General features: G+C 74.3%; 15 protein-coding genes and 1 tRNA gene. 7 read left to right on the top strand and 9 right to left on the bottom strand.

The window, feature by feature from the left end; all coding sequences use genetic code 11:
• Positions 1–5: 5 nt before the first annotated feature.
• From GWJ10_RS13535 to GWJ10_RS13525, 3 genes are all read right to left on the bottom strand, one after another.
• Positions 6–209 carry a cold-shock protein gene (locus tag GWJ10_RS13535; RefSeq protein ID WP_021482750.1) on the bottom strand — a complete coding sequence of 68 codons (204 nt, stop codon included), beginning with the start codon at positions 207–209 and terminating at the stop codon, positions 6–8.
• A 190-nt stretch (positions 210–399) separates the two neighbouring features.
• Positions 400–1,050, bottom strand: coding sequence for a LytR C-terminal domain-containing protein (locus GWJ10_RS13530; RefSeq protein WP_076406175.1), 651 nt, complete (start codon positions 1,048–1,050; stop codon positions 400–402).
• Between the two features lie 79 nt (positions 1,051–1,129).
• Positions 1,130–1,450, bottom strand: a complete 321-nt coding sequence (locus GWJ10_RS13525) for a DUF3263 domain-containing protein (RefSeq protein WP_021482752.1) — start codon at positions 1,448–1,450, stop codon at positions 1,130–1,132.
• 228 nt (positions 1,451–1,678) lie between these two features.
• Between GWJ10_RS13525 and GWJ10_RS13520 the strand changes: the two genes are divergently transcribed.
• Together GWJ10_RS13520 and GWJ10_RS13515 are read left to right on the top strand one after the other, a co-directional pair.
• Positions 1,679–2,338, top strand: coding sequence for a uracil-DNA glycosylase (locus GWJ10_RS13520; protein ID WP_277394955.1), 660 nt, complete (start codon positions 1,679–1,681; stop codon positions 2,336–2,338).
• 176 nt (positions 2,339–2,514) lie between these two features.
• On the top strand, positions 2,515–3,354 hold the full coding sequence (locus tag GWJ10_RS13515; RefSeq protein WP_241005826.1) for an SGNH/GDSL hydrolase family protein: 840 nt from the start codon (positions 2,515–2,517) through the stop codon (positions 3,352–3,354).
• A 141-nt stretch (positions 3,355–3,495) separates the two neighbouring features.
• Here the strand turns inward: GWJ10_RS13515 and GWJ10_RS13510 are convergent.
• The 4 genes from GWJ10_RS13510 to GWJ10_RS13495 form a co-directional block, all read right to left on the bottom strand.
• A tRNA-Thr gene (locus GWJ10_RS13510) sits at positions 3,496–3,571 on the bottom strand.
• Positions 3,572–3,687: 116 nt separating this feature from the next.
• Entirely contained in the window at positions 3,688–4,539 is an 852-nt protein-coding gene (locus GWJ10_RS13505; RefSeq protein WP_076406173.1) for a thioredoxin domain-containing protein, read from the bottom strand.
• An 88-nt stretch (positions 4,540–4,627) separates the two neighbouring features.
• Positions 4,628–5,203 (bottom strand): hypothetical protein, encoded by a 576-nt coding sequence (locus GWJ10_RS13500; protein ID WP_076406171.1) that lies wholly within the window; start codon positions 5,201–5,203, stop codon positions 4,628–4,630.
• 55 nt (positions 5,204–5,258) lie between these two features.
• A complete protein-coding gene (locus GWJ10_RS13495; protein WP_061269076.1) occupies positions 5,259–6,998 on the bottom strand; it encodes a serine/threonine-protein kinase in 1,740 nt (579 codons plus the stop codon).
• Positions 6,999–7,214: 216 nt separating this feature from the next.
• On the opposite strand from GWJ10_RS13495, the gene GWJ10_RS13490 reads away from it, so the two are divergent.
• From GWJ10_RS13490 to GWJ10_RS13470, 5 genes are all read left to right on the top strand, one after another.
• Complete coding sequence (locus GWJ10_RS13490; RefSeq protein WP_306303339.1) at positions 7,215–8,693, top strand: trehalose-6-phosphate synthase; 1,479 nt, start codon at positions 7,215–7,217, stop codon at positions 8,691–8,693.
• Positions 8,690–9,544, top strand: a complete 855-nt coding sequence (otsB, locus tag GWJ10_RS13485; protein WP_163188016.1) for a trehalose-phosphatase — start codon at positions 8,690–8,692, stop codon at positions 9,542–9,544. The genes GWJ10_RS13490 and otsB overlap by 4 nt, the downstream gene beginning before the upstream one ends.
• A 279-nt stretch (positions 9,545–9,823) precedes the next feature.
• Positions 9,824–10,948 carry a sn-glycerol-3-phosphate ABC transporter ATP-binding protein UgpC gene (gene ugpC / locus GWJ10_RS13480; RefSeq protein ID WP_043660349.1) on the top strand — a complete coding sequence of 375 codons (1,125 nt, stop codon included), beginning with the start codon at positions 9,824–9,826 and terminating at the stop codon, positions 10,946–10,948.
• Between the two features lie 215 nt (positions 10,949–11,163).
• Positions 11,164–12,837: a discoidin domain-containing protein gene (locus tag GWJ10_RS13475; protein WP_163188014.1), complete on the top strand. Its 1,674-nt coding sequence runs from the start codon at positions 11,164–11,166 to the stop codon at positions 12,835–12,837.
• Positions 12,838–12,928: 91 nt separating this feature from the next.
• Positions 12,929–14,173 (top strand): DUF4032 domain-containing protein, encoded by a 1,245-nt coding sequence (locus GWJ10_RS13470; protein WP_232422933.1) that lies wholly within the window; start codon positions 12,929–12,931, stop codon positions 14,171–14,173.
• Positions 14,174–14,257: 84 nt separating this feature from the next.
• On the opposite strand, the gene rlmB is transcribed toward GWJ10_RS13470, so the two are convergent.
• Together rlmB and cysS are read right to left on the bottom strand one after the other, a co-directional pair.
• Positions 14,258–15,274 (bottom strand): 23S rRNA (guanosine(2251)-2'-O)-methyltransferase RlmB, encoded by a 1,017-nt coding sequence (gene rlmB, locus GWJ10_RS13465; protein ID WP_034654007.1) that lies wholly within the window; start codon positions 15,272–15,274, stop codon positions 14,258–14,260.
• Positions 15,275–15,523: 249 nt separating this feature from the next.
• Positions 15,524–16,954 (bottom strand): cysteine--tRNA ligase, encoded by a 1,431-nt coding sequence (cysS, locus tag GWJ10_RS13460; RefSeq protein ID WP_061269066.1) that lies wholly within the window; start codon positions 16,952–16,954, stop codon positions 15,524–15,526.
• Positions 16,955–16,989 lie beyond the last annotated feature (35 nt).

The following is a 16,989-nucleotide window of genomic DNA, read 5'->3' as shown; positions in this document are numbered from 1 at the left end:
CGGGATCAGAGCGGCCGCACCTGCTCGGCCTGCGGGCCCTTGCTGCCCTGGCCGAGCTCGAACTCGACCTCCTGGCCCTCGTCGAGCGTGCGGTAGCCGTCCGTCTGGATCGCGCTGAAGTGCACGAAGAGGTCCTGTCCACCCGCTGCGGGCGTGATGAACCCGTAGCCCTTCTCGGCGTTGAACCACTTCACGGTCCCCTGAGCCATGTACGTCTCCTCGTGCATCGTCGCCCGCGAGGCGACCGCCGCCCCGTGGTAGCCCGAGCCTAGCCCGCAGGCGGCGTGCACGGAAGGTCGAACGGCAGGTCGCGATTCTCGGGCTCCGGGCCGAACGAGCAGGTCACGCGGGTGCAGCGTCAGGTCGTGGCGCCACGGCCGGGGCGGCCCGGGGTCCGGGTCAGCCGACCGGCGCCAGCTCGGACTTGATGATCACCGCGACGTCGCCCTCGCGCAGGCTGTCGACCTGGACGACGTTCTCCGCGGGGATGCCCAGCGTCGCGGCGACCGCGGCGGCGGTGTCGCTCCGCTCGGGCACGTACCAGACCGTGGTGACGTCGACCGGCGCCGGCCCGTTCGTGTAGTCCGTGGCGACGGTGTTGCTGAAGCCCTGCGCGTCGAGGGCATCCTTGCCCTTGGCCGCCTCGCCGCCGATGCCGCTGTCGTTCAGCACGCGGACGTAGGCGCTCGGGTCGGCCGCCGCCATGAGCGTCGCGAGGTCCGGGGTCTCGGGCGTCTCCTCGGTCGCGGGCGGCTCCTCCGCAGCCGGGGGCTCCTCGGTCGCGGGCGGCTCCTCCGCCGCGGGCGGCTCCTCGGCCTCCGCGGGCGGCGGCTCCGTGGACTGCGCCTGCGGCGGGTCCTCCGTGGCACCGTTGTCGGACAGCAGCGCGACGCCCCCGTACGCGAGGCCGGCGAAGACGACGGCGACCAGCAGGAACGGCCACGTCTTGCTCCACCCGCTGCGCGGCGTGCGGTGCACCCCCACGGGCGCACCCTGCGGCGCGGGCGCGTCGAACTCGTCGGGCGCGTAGGGGTAGCGGCTCTTCGTCACGGCGACAGGGTAGCCCGGTCGGGGCTCTCGGCTAAACGCCCTGTTCGCCCGGACTTCACGCGCACCCGGTCGTCCCGGGTCAGAGGCCCTCGAGCCGACGCGCCGTGCGCGCCCGCTGCCGGGTGGAGCGCATCCGCCGCAGCCGCTTGACGAGCATGGGGTCGTGCGCGAGCGCGGCCGGGGAGTCGATGAGCGCGTTGAGCACCTGGTAGTAGCGCGTCGCGGACATGTCGAACAGCTCGCGCACCGCCTGCTCCTTGGCGCCCGAGTACTTCCACCACTGCCGCTCGAACGCCAGGATCTCCTGGTCCCGCTCGCTCAGGCCCGACGCCGGCGCCTCCGAGGTGGTCGGGTCGCCGACCGCGTCGGGTCCGTCGAGCACGTACGCCGCCTCGCTCATCGTTCCCTCCCTGCACTCTCTCGTCACCGGACCTGCGCACTCCCGCGCGCGGCCGCCTCTCAGCCTACGCACGAACCACACCCGTGTCATTCGTCCTCGCCGCACGCTGCGGACGTGCCGAGGACGCCGGTTAGGCTCGGGGCCGTGGAGAGCGCACCCGCCCAGCCCGTCGCCGTCGACCCGGTCGCGACCGCCTCGACGGCCGACCCCCGCCCGGCCCTCGCGAGCATCATGGCGCCCGACTGGGCCGAGGCCCTCGCACCCGTCGAGCCGCAGCTGCACGCGCTCGGCGACTTCCTGCGCGCCGAGGTGGCGGCCGGACGGGAGTACCTCCCCGCGCCGTCGGCCATCCTCAACGCGTTCTCGCGCCCCCTGGCCGAGGTGCGGGTGCTCGTCGTCGGGCAGGACCCGTACCCCACGCCCGGGCACCCGATGGGGCTGTCGTTCTCCGTGCAGCCGCACGTGCGCCCCGTGCCCCGCTCGCTCCAGAACATCTTCGCCGAGCTCGCGGACGACGTCGGCGCCCCGACGCCCGCGAACGGCGACCTGTCCGCGTGGAGCGACCAGGGCGTCATGCTCCTCAACAGGGTGCTCACGGTCCGGCCGGGCGAGCCCGGGTCCCACCGCGGCCAGGGCTGGGAGGCCGTCACCGAGGCGGCGATCCGGGCGCTCGTCGCGCGCGACGCCCCGCTCGTCGCGATCCTCTGGGGTCGCGACGCCGCGACCCTGCGCCCGATGCTCGGCGACACCCCCGTCGTCGCGAGCGCCCACCCGAGCCCGCTCTCCGCGCGCCGCGGGTTCTTCGGGTCGCGCCCGTTCTCGCGCGTCAACGAGCTCCTCGTCGTCCAGGGCGCCGCCCCCGTCGACTGGACCCTCCCCCCGGCCTGACCCCCCGCCCGCCCCCGGCCCCCGGCCCCCGGCCGAGCAGGTGGTCCTGGCCCGTCCGCGCCACGTGACGCGCCAGGACCACCTGCTCGACCCGCCAGGATCGCCGGGTCGACGGCACGCCGCCCCGCAGGAGCAGAATGGGGCGGGTGACGACGCAGAACCCGACGACCACTCCCCTGGCCGGTGACACCGCCGACGCACGCCGACCCGACGACCCCGCTCCGCGCTGGACGAGCTACGTCGCGATCGGCGACTCGTTCACCGAAGGGCTGTGGGACCCGTATCCCGGCGAGGAGGACCACCAGCGAGGATGGGCCGACCTCCTCGCCCAGCACCTCGCGACCCGGCGCGTCGCCGCCGGCGAGGCCCCGCTGCGGTACGCGAACCTCGCCATCCGCGGGCGCAAGCTGCGCTCGATCCTGACGGAGCAGGTGCCGGCGGCGCTCGAGCTCCGGCCGGACCTCGTGAGCGTCATCGGCGGCGGCAACGACATCCTGCGGCCGAACGCCGACGTCGACCGCCTCGCGCGCAACCTCGAGCACGCGGTCTCGCGCCTGCGCGGCGCGGGGATCGACGTGCTCATGGCGACCGGCTTCGACGCCTCGCAGTCGCCGCTCGTCGGCCTCACGCGCCCGCGCGTCGGCGTGTACAACGCCCACATCTGGTCGATCGCGCGCCGACAGGGCGCGTACGTGCTGGACCTGTGGGGCATGCGCGCGCTCCAGGACTGGCGCGTGTGGTCGGAGGACCGCATCCACCTGACGCCCGCGGGGCACGCGCGGGTCGCCCAGGCGGCGCTCGTCGCGCTCGGCCAGGCGCCCGACGACGCCGCGTGGGACGACCCGCTGGCTCCCCTCCCGCCCGCGCCGGCTCTCGACCGCGCGCGGCAGAACGCGCAGTGGGTGCGCACGCACGTCGTGCCGTGGGCGCAGCGGCGGCTGCGCGGGACGTCGTCGGGCGACGGGCGGCTCCCCAAGGCGCCCGAGCTCCTGCCCGTCCCGCTCGCCGACCGCTGAGCGCGGGCGACCTCGGCAGCACCTGCCGAGATCGGCTCGCGCGACCACCGATCCGGGCAGCGACTGCCGACCGACTGCTGACCCCGCGGTGCGCACCGGCACGACGACGCCCCCGGCTCCGTGGAGCCGGGGGCGTCGTGGTGGAGCCGCCTGTCGGATTCGAACCGACGACCGTTCGCTTACAAGGCGAGTGCTCTACCGGCTGAGCTAAGGCGGCGTTCCCGGGGCTGCCGGGCGAGCGAACAGACTACCTGCTCGCCCGGCGCGCCCCGGCCGGCGGCCCGTGCGGTCGGGGGCGCGGGCCTGGCCGGTCGGGTACCGGTGCGGTGCCGGTCAGCCCTGGGCGGCGGTGACGGCCTGCGGGAGCGCGTTCGGGTCGCTCCAGTTGCCGTCCCACCGCTCGCCGTTGATCGTGATCGTCGGCGTGCCGAACCCGCGCTCGCCGTGCAGCGACGTGTCCTGGTTCACGAGGCTCGACGCCGTCGCGACCCAGTCGCCGAACGTCTCGACGGCCGTCCCGTCCTCGATGCCGGCGGCGACGTCGGCGGGCACGCCCGCCTGCTCCGCGATGTCGGCGATCTGGGCGTCGGTCAGGGTCTCGCTGCCCTCCTGGGGCTGGTTCTGGAACATCGCGGTGTTGAAGTCGTTCATCGACTCGGGCGCGCGGTCGGCGACCCAGGCCGCCGCGGCGGCAGAACGCGTCGAGAACTGCTGCGACTGCGCGACGCGGTCGAGGATCGAGATCGGGTGCAGCACGACGGTCACGTCACCGGACTCGCGGAGCTGGTCGAGCGTCGCGCCGTTCGTCTCCTCGAACTGGCCGCAGATGGGGCACATGTAGTCGAGGTAGACCCCGACCTCGACGGCACCCTCGTTCTGCGTCCCGGCGGCGCCGTCCGCACCGATCGGGATGCCGCCGTCCTCGGCGTCGCTCGTGGCGGGGCTCGTGACGTCGGCGAGGTTGCCCGCCGCGACGGCGTCGATCGTCTTGTTCCGGTCGTTCATGGCCGGGATCCACACGGCGAGGAACACGCCGACGAGGACGAGGACGCCCGCGACGAGCGCTCCGATCGTGATGAGGCGGTTGCGCTTGTCGCGCTTGGCCTGCGCCTCACGCAGCGCGAGCGCCTCCGCGCGTGCGGCCTCGCGACGCTGGGCCTTGGTCTGGGTTTCGTTGCTGGGCATGGTCGTCCTCCGAGGGAGTGCCGAGAGCTGGGGATGTGTCAGGGTGCGCGCCGACGGGGTCGCGCGGGCCGTGCGTCCGACGACGTCGTCAGACGAGCGCGACCTGCGGAGGCCCGCGCCGGGTGCGCACCACCGCGTCGGCGAGGTGGTGCAGCGCGGTGGGGACGGCGTCGGGCACCGGGCGCACGACGCGGCGCGCGACCCCGACGAGCGACCCCACGGGGCGCAGCGCCCCCCGGAGCACGGCGCGCAGCGCACGCCCGGCCCCGGTCACGACGGCGCGGGAGCGCTCGTGCGCGCGTCGCGCCCACGCGGAGAGCCCCCACGCGACGGCAGCCGCCGCCGCGTGGGCCACGACGACGGGCAGCGCGAGCGCGCCCACGACGGTGACCATGGCGGCCGGGTCGCCCCCGAGCGCGGTGCCCGACGGGCAGTCCGGCACCTCGTGGACGAGCGCGAGGTGCATCCCGGCGGCTCCCCACACCCCCGGCACCGTCACGCACTGGTGCACGACGGCGTACCCGCGGTCGGCGAGGTGCGTCACCACGGCGGCGAGGAGGGTGAGGAGCAGGAGCGCGGGGCCGAGCAGACGGCCGGCTGCGGGCACGACGGACGTGCGCGTCACGCCGCGCGACAGGGCGCGCGGCACCGTCGTCCGGAGCACGGCGCCCATCCTACGCGCGCGGCCTGGCAGCGGGCTGGGAAGGGCCGGTGCCGGCTCAGCGCAGCGACGGCGGGCCGGGGAACGGCCACCAGGTGACGCCCGGGTCGCCCCCGAGGAGCACGAGGGACACGACGGTGAGCACGAGACCCAGGCCGGCGAGCACGAGCGTCCCCGTGCGGCCGGGGGCGAGCCGCGCCAGCGCGGTCCGCGTCCCGTACCGCGTGAGGTGCGTCAGGGGCCCGACCCAGGCCAGGGTCACCGCCGCGACCGCCGCGAGGCACAGGAGCACGGTCGTCACGACGGGCGCGTTGCCGCCGTCGGGACCCTCGACGACGACCCAGCGGTCGGACTCGAGCAACCACCACCCGGCCACGACCACGAGCACCGCGGCGCACGCCGCGACCAGGAGGGACGGGAGCGCGCCGACGAGCGCGCGCACGACGTACCACGGCGACGCCGCGACCGCGCGCACCGTGTCCCGCGACGAGACGCCGCGCCGCTCGCGCCGCGCGTGCAGCGACTCGGTCGTCACGCCGACGACGCGCGCGAGCACGACCAGCACCGACAGCACGACGAACGCCACGCCGGGGTACGTCCCGCCGAGCAGCACGAGCGGCACGGCGAGCAGGAGCAGCGCGGTGCGCCGTGCCGCGGGCACGGGGCGCACGTAGAGCGGTTCGCCGTCCTCGCCGAGGGGAGGGGCGCCGAGGTCGTCCATGAGGTCGTGCCCGACGGGGACGGCCATCGTGCGGCCGTCGTTGACCTGCGCCTGCGACGTGGGCAGGGGCGGCGGCACGACCTGGGCCTGGCCGGTCCACGCGGACGCGCCGGTCCACGCCTGGGCCCCCGTGCCGCCGGGCACGACGGCGACGGGCGGCACCACCTGGGTCGGTCCGGTGGGCGGCGCGACCACCTGGGTCGCGGGCGCGGCGTCGCCGGTGTCGGCCGCGTGCCGCAGGGCGGCCACGACCTCGGTCGGCCCGAGGCGCTGCGCCGGGTCGGCGTGCAGCGCACGACCGATCGCGCGCGCGGTGACGGGCCCCAGGCCGGCGAGGTCAGGGCGTCCGCTGCGCGCGCGGGCGAGCACGACGTCCGTCGGGCGCACGCCGAACGGCGCCCGTCCGGTCGCCGCGTAGGCGAGCAGAGCAGCCCACCCCCACCAGTCGGTGTCCACGCTGGGGGCCGCGCCCTCGAGCAGCTCGGGCGCCAGGTACCCCGGGGTGCCCATGACGAGGCCCGTGGACGTGACGCGCGCGTCCTCGAGCCCCTGGGCGATGCCGAAGTCGATGAGCACGGGTCCCCGGGAGGACACCATGACGTTGCTCGGCTTGAGGTCGCGGTGCACGACGCCGGCCGCGTGCACGGCCTCGAGCGCCGCGGCGAGCTGGTCGGCGAGCTCGTAGAGGTCCCAGGCGTCGAGCGGCCCGCCCTCGGCGATCTCGTCCTCGAGCGTGGGTCCGTCGACGAGCTCGGTGACGATGAAGGCGTCCGGGCCGTCGAGCTCGACGTCGAGGATCTGCGCGACGGCGGGGTGCCGCAGGCGCTGGAGGGCGCGGGCCTCGCGGCGCAGCCGTTCGCGGCCCTGCGCGGCGGCGTCGAGGTCGACGTGCGCGTGCAGGAGCTTGATCGCGACGAGGTTGCCGCCGCCGTCGTGCGCGCTGTGGACGGTGCCCATGGCGCCGGACCCGAGCCGCGCGCCGATGTGGTAGCCCCCGACCTCGCTGCCGGGGGCGGGTCCGCGCGACGGCCCCCCGGCGACGTTCCGCGCCTCGACGCGCTGCGTGGGCTCCTCCATGGTGACAAGGTAGCCGCAGTGGACGGGCCGGTGCTGGAGGGTGCGGCCCCGACGGGCCCGGTGGGCGACCCGGCCCGGGGCGGCCTCCGACGTGCGACCGGCACCGGACGACCCGTCCATGCGCCCGACGAGCGGACTACCCTGGGCCGCCCAGGCGCGATTCATCGAAGCTCAAGGAGAGGTCCATTGACAGGCAAAGAGGGATTCGATCTCGTCGTGGTGGCCAACCGGCTGCCCGTGGACTTCACGGTCGGCCCCGGCGGTGAGATCGAGTGGAAGCGGTCGCCCGGAGGCCTGGTCACGGCGCTCGAGCCCGTCATGCAGGCGTCCGACGGCGCCTGGGTCGGCTGGTCCGGCGCGCCCGACCTGGCGAGCGAGCCGTTCGACGCCGACGAGATGCGCCTCGTGCCCGTGACGCTCTCGGCCGACGAGATCGAGCGGTACTACGAGGGCTTCTCGAACGACACGCTCTGGCCGCTCTACCACGACGTCATCTCGCCGCCCACGTACCACCGCACGTGGTGGGACGCGTACCGCCGCGTCAACCAGCGCTTCGCCGACGCCGCCGTCGCGCAGGCGGCACCGGGCGCCGTCGTCTGGGTGCACGACTACCAGCTCCAGCTCGTGCCGCAGATGATCCGCGCCCAGCGCCCGGACGTGCGGATCGGGTTCTTCAACCACATCCCGTTCCCCCCGCTCGAGCTGTTCCAGCAGCTGCCGTGGCGCCGTCAGGTGATCGACGGCCTGCTGGGCGCGGACCTCGTGGGCTTCCAGCGCGCGGGCGACGCCGCGAACTTCATCCGTGCGGTGCGGCGGCTGCGCGCCCACACCACGCGCGGGCCGATCATCACGGTCCCGGGCGAGGACGGGCGCGACCGCCACGTCCGCGCCGCCGCGTTCCCCATCTCGATCGACTCGCGCCGGTTCGACGAGCTCGCCCGCACGCCCGAGGTCCAGCAGCGCTCGCGCGAGATCCGCGCGGACCTGGGCGACCCGGACATCATGATGCTCGGCGTCGACCGCCTCGACTACACCAAGGGCATCCGGCACCGCATCAAGGCGTACGGCGAGCTGCTGCAGGACGGCCGCCTCGACGTCGAGCACGCCACGCTCGTCCAGGTCGCGAGCCCGAGCCGCGAGAACGTCGACGCCTACCAGGAGCTGCGCGAGCACGTCGAGGGCGCGGTGGGCCGCATCAACGGCGAGTACGCGGAGATCGGGCACGCCGCGATCCACTACCTGCACCACTCCTACCCGCCCGAGGAGATGGCCGCCCTGTACCTCGCGGCCGACGTCATGCTCGTCACGGCGCTGCGCGACGGCATGAACCTCGTCGCGAAGGAGTACGTCGCGGCCCGCTCCGACGACCGCGGGGTGCTCGTGCTCTCCGAGTTCACCGGTGCCGCCGACGAGCTCTCGTCCGGCGCGCTCCTCGTCAACCCGCACGACATCGACGGGATGAAGGACATCATCGTCGCGGCCGCGCACATGGACCACCGCGAGCAGCGCAAGCGCATGCGCCGGCTGCGCCGCAAGGTCCTCACCGACGACGTCGCGCGCTGGTCGGAGTCGTTCCTCGGCGTCCTCACCGCGATGCCGTCCCGCGTGCCGCGCCGCCGCCCGGAGGACGACGAGCCGGGTGCGCCGCAGGACGCCCGCGAGGGCGCCGACCAGCCCGCGGAGCAGGGCGCGTGACCGCGACGCACCACCCCGCGCCGGTGCCCGAGCCGGTCGCCGACGCCGTGCGCGCCTTTGCGGCGGACGCGGACGGCGCACCCGCCGCCCGGCTCGTCGCGCTCGACTTCGACGGCACGCTCTCGCCGCTCGTCGACGACCCGCTCACCGCGCGCATGGCGCCGTCCGCCCGGGCCGCCGTCGACCGGCTGGCCGCCGCGCTCGTCGGCACGACGACGCGCCTCGCCCTCGTCTCGGGCCGCAACCTCGCGGACCTCGCCGAGCGCAGCGAGCCGCCCGTCGGCACGTACCTCGTGGGCAGCCACGGTGCCGAGACCGGGCACGTGACCGAGGACGGGCTCGACGCCGTCCCGCTCGACCTCACGCCGGAGCAGGCCGACCACCTCGCCGCCCTGCGCGCGGGCATGGCCGACGCCGTCGCGGGGCGCGAGGGCGCGTGGGTGCAGGAGAAGCCGAGCGCCGCCGTCCTGCACACGCGGCTCGCCTCGGCGGCGGACACGCAGGCCGCCGAGGACCTGGCCGACGCGGTGGCCGAGCGGCTCGGGCTGCACGCGATGCACGGCAAGGACGTCGTCGAGGTCGCGGTCGTCGAGACGTCGAAGGGCGAGGCGGTGGACCGGCTGCGGGACGTCGTCGGGCAGGACGCCGGGTGCCCCGACGCGCGCACGCGCGTGCTCTACGCGGGCGACGACACGACCGACGAGACGGCGTTCGCCGTGCTCGGCCCGGGCGACCTGGGCATCAAGGTGGGCGACGGCGACACGCTCGCCGAGCAGCGTGTGCCCGACGCCGACGGGCTCGCCGCGGTGCTCGACCTCCTCGCGGACCTCCTGGAGCGCCGGGAGGGCTGACCCGGGGCAGGGTCCGCCGGGCGCGCGCCCGGCGGACCCTCCCGCCCGCACCGAACCGCTACCGGATCGTGACCGACGCTGTGACGAAGCACTCAGGACCGGGAGTAGGATCGGGTCCACGATGACGTCGGGTCCCCTGCCCGTACCGGAGGGGGTCCGACTTCTTCTGTGTCGTCGAAGACACGCTCGTCCGCCATCGCGAACAGCTACGTCGACGTGGCACGTCACTGCACAACGGATCGTCCGGCACGTACCTGCCGGTGGAGGGATGTACCAGTCATGGCTACGGTCACCTACGACCACGCAACCCGCGTCTACCCCGGGACCGAGCGTCCTGCCGTGGACCAGCTCAACCTGCACATCGAGGACGGCGAGTTCCTCGTCCTCGTCGGCCCCTCGGGCTGCGGCAAGTCGACCTCGCTCCGCATGCTCGCGGGCCTCGAGGACGTCAACGGCGGACACATCTACATCGGCGACCGCGACGTCACGGACGTCCAGCCGAAGGACCGCGACATCGCGATGGTGTTCCAGAACTACGCGCTGTACCCGCACATGTCCGTCGCGGACAACATGGGCTTCGCGCTGAAGATCGCCGGCACGCCGAAGGCGGAGATCCGCCAGCGCGTCGAGGAGGCCGCGAAGATCCTCGACCTCACCGAGTACCTCGACCGCAAGCCGAAGGCGCTCTCCGGCGGTCAGCGCCAGCGCGTCGCGATGGGCCGTGCGATCGTCCGTCAGCCGCAGGTGTTCCTCATGGACGAGCCGCTGTCGAACCTCGACGCCAAGCTCCGCGTCCAGACGCGCACCCAGATCGCGTCGCTCCAGCGCCGCCTCGGCGTCACGACGGTCTACGTCACGCACGACCAGACCGAGGCCCTCACCATGGGCGACCGCATCGCGGTCCTCAAGGACGGTCTGCTCCAGCAGGTCGGCACGCCGCGCGAGATGTACGACACGCCGGCCAACGTCTTCGTCGCGGGCTTCATCGGCTCGCCGGCGATGAACATCGGCACGTTCGCGGTCAGCAACGGCGTCGCCGAGGTCGGCCCCGCGCGCATCGCGCTCGAGCGCGAGACGGCCGCCAAGATCACCGAGGCCGACAACGGCAAGGTGACGATCGGCTTCCGTCCCGAGGCCCTCGACGTCGTGTCGCAGGCCAACGAGGCTGCGTTCCCGGTCGAGGTCAACATCGTCGAGGAGCTCGGCTCCGACGCGTTCGTCTACGGCACGCTCAAGGGTGACCTGGCCTCGCAGGCCGACGTCCACTCGGGCGCCGGCGACAACCAGGTCATCGTCCGCGTCGACCCGCGCAACGTCCCGGCCAAGGGCGAGCGCATCTACGTGACGATCCGCCCGGGTCAGTCGCACGTCTTCGGTGCCGCCTCGGGTCAGCGCATCAGCTGACACCCCGCACCACCGCCGCAGGGCGGGCCCTCCCGGTCGGGAGGGCCCGCCCTGCGGCGTTCCGGGCTCGCGACGGCGAGGCGCGCCCTCCCGCCGACCCGCCGGGTCCGTGCCCTTGACAGGGTCATGGGGGACCTCAAGACTGCTTTTGCACACACGACGCCAAAAGTCGTCTGTTCGTCACCCAAATCGACAACGCTGTCAATTGGAGCCTCATGCAGATCCCGTCCCCCTCCCCGCGCGCCCGGCGCCTCGGCGCGGCCCTGGCCACCGGCGCGCTCGTCGCGACCGCGCTCGCCACCGCGCCGGCCGTCGCAGCGCCCGTCGGGCCCGCGCCGTCCGCGGGTCCGTCGACCACCGGCGCCGTCACGTGCGACGCGGACGACGGCCTCCCCGACTCCAAGATCTCGATCCAGCTCTACACGCACGTGGGCGAGCTCGGCGGCTCGGGGACCCCGTCACCGGAGACCCTCGACCGCGTGCTCGGCGAGGTGGCCGCGGCCGGCTTCACGAACGTCGAGCCGTACAACCAGCCCTACGCGATGCCGGTCGACGACTACCGGGCGATCCTCGACCGGCACGGCCTCCAGGTGTCGTCGAGCCACGGCAGCACGGACCGGGCCACGTGGCCCGCGACGGTCGCGTACGCCGTCGCGCTGGGCCAGGACTACATCGGGACCGGCGGCATGGCGGGCGGCTACGGCACCTACGACGAGGCGGTCGCCACCGCGGCGTACGTGAACGAGCTCGGGAAGTACGCGCACGAGAACGGCGCGAACAAGATCGTGCTGCACAACCACCAGAGCGAGTTCACCACGCGGTACACCCACCCGGGGACGGGCGAGACGGTCAGTGCCTGGGAGGTCATCGAGGAGAACACCGACCCGCGCTACGTCACGTTCGAGCTCGACGTCGGCTGGGCCGCCGACGCCGGCCTCGACGTCCCGGCGTGGATCGAGGAGCACGGGGACCGCATCGAGCTGCTCCACATCAAGGACGCCGTGAACGTCGACGCGCCGGGCGACATGCGGCAGGTCGCGCTCGGCCGCGGCGAGCTCGACCTCCCGGCGATCATCGCCGCGGCCGAGCCCTACGTCGAGTACTTCACCTACGAGTGGGACTGGGCACCGTCGTTCGAGACCTCCGCGGAGTCCTACCAGTACCTGCGCTGCTTCCGGTCCGACGACGGGGGCGGCGAGGAGGACGAGGACTCGCTCGCCCTGGGCCGGCCCGTGACGGCCTCCAGCATCGACGAGGCCGGCCACGAGCCCGAGAAGGCGGTCGACGGCAACGCCGGGACCCGCTGGAGCAGCGCGTGGAGCGAGCCCGAGTGGATCGCGGTGGACCTCGGCGCGAGCTACGACCTGAGCCGCGTCGTCGTCGACTGGGAGACGGCGTACGGGTCGGGCTACGAGGTCCAGACGTCCCCCGACGGCGAGACCTGGACCACGGTCCGCACCGTCACCGACGGTGACGGCGGGTTCGACGACCTGGAGATCACCGGGACGGGCCGGCACGTGCGGCTCTACCTCACCGAGCGCGCGACGCAGTGGGGCTTCTCCCTCTACGAGCTCGAGGTCTACGGCGCACCGGCCGGACAGCTCGACCTCGACGTCGAGGTGCAGGCCCGCTGCCTCGCCGGCCAGGCGTACGTCGCCGTCCGGGCGACGAACGGCGAGGACCAGCCCGTCGACGTGACGCTCGCGACGCCGTACGGCACCCGCGAGGTCGCCGACGTCGCCCCGGGCGCGAACGCGTACCAGTCGTTCGCGGTGCGCTCCACCTCCGTCGAGAACGGGTCGGTGACCGTCACCGGCACCGCGACGGTCGACGGCGAGGACGTCACGTCGACGGTCGAGGTCGACCACGACGCGGTCGCCTGCGCCTGACCTGCGGCACCTCGTCGCGGGGCGGGTCCGACCTCACGGGTCGGGCCCGCCCCGCCCGGGCCCCACGACCATGGACAATGGACCCGTGACGGTGCACAACCTGCAGATCACCGCGTCGGCCCCCGACCCGGCGCTCCTCGACCTGCCCTGGGACGTCCCGCTCGAGGAATGGCCGGCGGAGACGCTCGCCGCCCTCCCCCGCGGCATCTCGCGGCACATCGTGCGGTTCGTCCGCCTCTCCGGGCGGGTGATCGCGATCAAGGAGATCGGCGAGACGGTCGCGTACCGCGAGTACGAGCTGCTGCGGCAGCTCCGCCGACTCGAGGTGCCGAGCGTCGTCCCGGTGGGCGTCATCACCGGACGCCAGGACGCGAACGGCGAGCGGCTCGAGGCCGTGCTCATCACCGAGCACCTCCAGTTCTCGCTCCCCTACCGCGCGCTGTTCAGCCAGTCGCTGCGGCCGGACACGGCCACGCGCCTCATCGACGCGCTCGCCGTCCTCCTCGTGCGCCTGCACCTCGTGGGCTTCTACTGGGGCGACGTGTCGCTGTCGAACACGCTGTTCCGGCGCGACGCGGAGACGTTCGCCGCCTTCCTCGTGGACGCCGAGACGGGTGACCTGCACCGCGAGCTCTCCCCCGGCCAGCGCTCGTACGACGTCGACCTCGCGCGCACGAACATCATCGGCGAGCTCATGGACCTCGCCGCCGGCGAGCTGCTCGACGAGGACGTGGACGAGGTCGCGATCGGCGACGCGCTCGTCGCGCGCTACGAGGAGCTGTGGGAGGCGCTGACGACGTCCGAGTCGTTCGACGCGAACGAGCGGTGGCGCGTCGCGGCCCGCATCGAGCACCTCAACAACCTCGGGTTCGACGTCGACGAGCTCGCGATCACGACCGACATCGACGGCACGACCGTGCAGATCCAGCCGAAGGTCGTGGACGCGGGGCACCACTCGCGACGCCTGCTGCGCCTCACCGGCCTCGACGTGCAGGAGAACCAGGCCCGCCGTCTGCTCAACGACCTGGACTCGTTCCGCGCGGCGGCCGAGCGGCAGAACGACGACGAGGAGTTCGTCGCGCACGACTGGCTGAGCGGCGTGTTCGAGCCCACGATCCAGGCCGTGCCGCGGAACCTGCGCCGCAAGCTCGAGCCGGCGCAGCTCTTCCACGAGATCCTCGACCACCGCTGGTTCATCTCGGAGCGCGCCGGTCGCGACGTGCCGATGGCGGAGGCGACGCAGTCGTACGTGGAGAACGTCCTGCGCCACCGCCCGGACGAGAAGGCGATCCTCGGCCTCGCGCCGGGCGAGAAGGACCCCGAGTACTACGGCTGACGGACGCGCGTCGCCCCGCCGTCCGAGGACGGGCGGGGCGACGCGGGCACCGCGTGACGGTGGGTGGTGCCGGGCGTGCCGGCGTCAGGCCTCGCGCCGCAGGCGCGCGACCTCGTAGAGCGAGATGCCCGTCGCGACGGCGGCGTTGAGCGACTCCGTGTCCGACCCGATGGGGATGGACGCGACGACGTCGCACGCCTCGCGCACGAGGCGGGACAGGCCCTTGCCCTCCGACCCCGCGACGACGACGAGCGGCTCGGTGGCGAGCTCGAGGTCGCCGATCGCCGTGGTGCCGCCCGCGTCGAGCCCGACGACGAAGCACCCCGCCTTCTTCAGCTCACCGAGCGCGCGCACGAGGTTGGTCGCCCGGGCGACCGGGACGCGCGCGGCGGCACCCGCCGAGACCTTCCACGCGGACGCGGTGACGCCCGCGGCGCGGCGCTCGGGCACGAGGACGCCGTGCGCGCCGAACGCGCCCGCGGAGCGGAGCACCGCGCCGAGGTTGCGCGGGTCCGTGACGCCGTCGAGCGCGACGACGAGCGGCGGCCGCCCCGACTCCTCGGCGGCGTCGAGCAGGTCGTCGACGTCCGCGTACTCGTACGGCGGGACCTTGATCGCGACGCCCTGGTGCACGGCCCCGTCGGTGAGACGGTCGAGCTCGGGCTTGCCCACCTCGAGGAGGTCGTAGCCGCGGCCCGCGACGATGTCGACGATCTCGCGCGTGCGGTCGTCGGCGTCGAGACGCGACGCGAGGTAGACCACCTCGACGGGGATGCGCGCGCGCAGCGCCTCCAGGACCGAGTTGCGACCCGCGACGACCTCCTGGACCGACCCGCGGCCCTTGGGGCCGCCACCGCGCGAGGCCCCGCCGCGCGACGTGCCGGCACGCTCGGTGCCGCGCGCCGGGCCGCCGCGCCCGGTCGCGCGCTTCTCGTCGGCCACCTTGCGCTTGTGCGCCGCGTGGTAGACGCGGTCCTCGGCCTTCGGGGTCGGCCCGCGGCCCTCGAGGCCCTTGCGCCGCTGCCCGCCCGAGCCGACGGTCGCGCCCTTCTTGCTTCCGGGCTTGCGGGTCGCGCCGCGTCGTTGTGAGTTGCCAGCCATGGTGCACCGATCGTGTCGTCGTTCAGGTCAGTTCAGGTCAGTCCACGTCGGGTTCGGCGCCCGGCGTGCGTGTCTCGCTCCTGGGTCCAGTGTCCCCCAGACACCCCGCCGAGGGGGAACCGTGGTCGTCACCAGGGTTCTCCCGCGCGCTACCAGAGCTCTACCTCGCGTTACCGGAGCTCTATCTCGTGCTACCGGAGCTCTATCTCGTGCGCCGGCGGGTGGCTCCCGGCCGTCGTCCGGTGGGCGTCAGGCGAGGGTCCAGCGCGCGCCGTCGGCCGAGTCCTCGACCGCGACGCCTGCCGCGGCGAGCCGGTCGCGGATCGCGTCGGCCGTCGCGAAGTCCCGCGACGCGCGCGCCTCGGCCCGCGCCGCGAGCTCCGCGCCCACGACGGCGTCGAGCACCGCCGCGTAGCGCGAGTCGCCGCGGTCGGCCCACTGCGCGTCGCCCGGGTCGAGCCCGAGCACGTCGAGCATCGCGCGCACCGCCACGAGGTGGTGGCGCGCGACGGCGTCCGCGGCCGTCGTCCGGTCCGCGAGCGCCGCGTTGCCCGCGCGCAGGTGCTCGTGCACGACGGCGAGCGCCGCCGGCACGTTGAGGTCGTCGTCCATCGCTGCGGTGAAGGCGGTCGGGAGCTCGGCGTCGCGCACGTCGTCGACCTCGCCGACCCGCTCGGTCGCCCGCTCGACGAAGCCCGCCAGCCGCTCCCACGTCGCCTCGGCCTCGACGACCGTGGCGGGCGTCCACTCGAGCATCGAGCGGTACTGCACGGACGCGAGCGCGTAGCGCAGCACGGCGGGGCTCGTGGTCGCGAGGACCTCGCGCACGAGCAGCCCGTTGCCGAGCGACTTGCTCATCTTGGCGCCGCCCTGCGTGACCCACGCGCTGTGCAGCCAGTGCTGCGCGAACCCGTAGCCCGCGGCGCGCGACTGGGCCTGCTCGTTCTCGTGGTGGGGGAAGCGCAGGTCGAGGCCGCCCCCGTGGAGGTCGAACGTGTCGCCGAGGTAGCGGCGCGCCATGGCGGAGCACTCGAGGTGCCAGCCCGGACGGCCGCGCCCGAACGGCGTGTCCCACGACGCGGTCTCCGGCTCGCCCGGCTTGGGGGCCTTCCAGAGCGCGAAGTCGCGCGGGTCGCGCTTGGCGGCGGCCTCCTCGGCGTCGGCGGGGACGTCGTCGGGCACGGGGTTGAGGTCCTCGAGGCGCTGGTTGGTGAGCGCGCCGTACTCGGGCCAGGACCGCACGTCGAACCACACGTCGCCGGGGCCCGTGGTGTAGGCGTGGCCGCGCTCGACGAGGCGCTGCATGAGCTCCACCATGTCCGGGACGTGGCCCGTCGCGCGCGGCTCGTACGTGGGGGGCAGCACGCCCAGGGCGTCGTACGCGGCGGTGAACGCGCGCTCGTACGTCGCGGCCCAGGCCCACCAGGGCTCGCCCGCGTCGGCGGACTTCGCGAGGATCTTGTCGTCGATGTCGGTGACGTTGCGGATGAGCGTCACCCGCGCGCCCCCGCGCCGGAGCCAGCGCACGAGGACGTCGAACGCGACGGCCGAGCGCATGTGCCCGATGTGGGGGGCGGCCTGGACGGTGGCGCCGCACAGGTAGATGCCGACCTCGCCCGGGGTCAGGGGGACGAAGTCGCGCACGTCCCGCGTGGCGGTGTCGAACAGGCGAAGGGTCACGCCGCAAGGGTACCGGGGACGCACCGTCGCGGCCG

Origin of the sequence: Cellulosimicrobium sp. SL-1 (assembly GCF_011033075.1) — a bacterium.
Taxonomy (GTDB): domain Bacteria; phylum Actinomycetota; class Actinomycetes; order Actinomycetales; family Cellulomonadaceae; genus Cellulosimicrobium; species Cellulosimicrobium funkei.
This window is presented reverse-complemented; position numbering and strand designations above follow the sequence as displayed.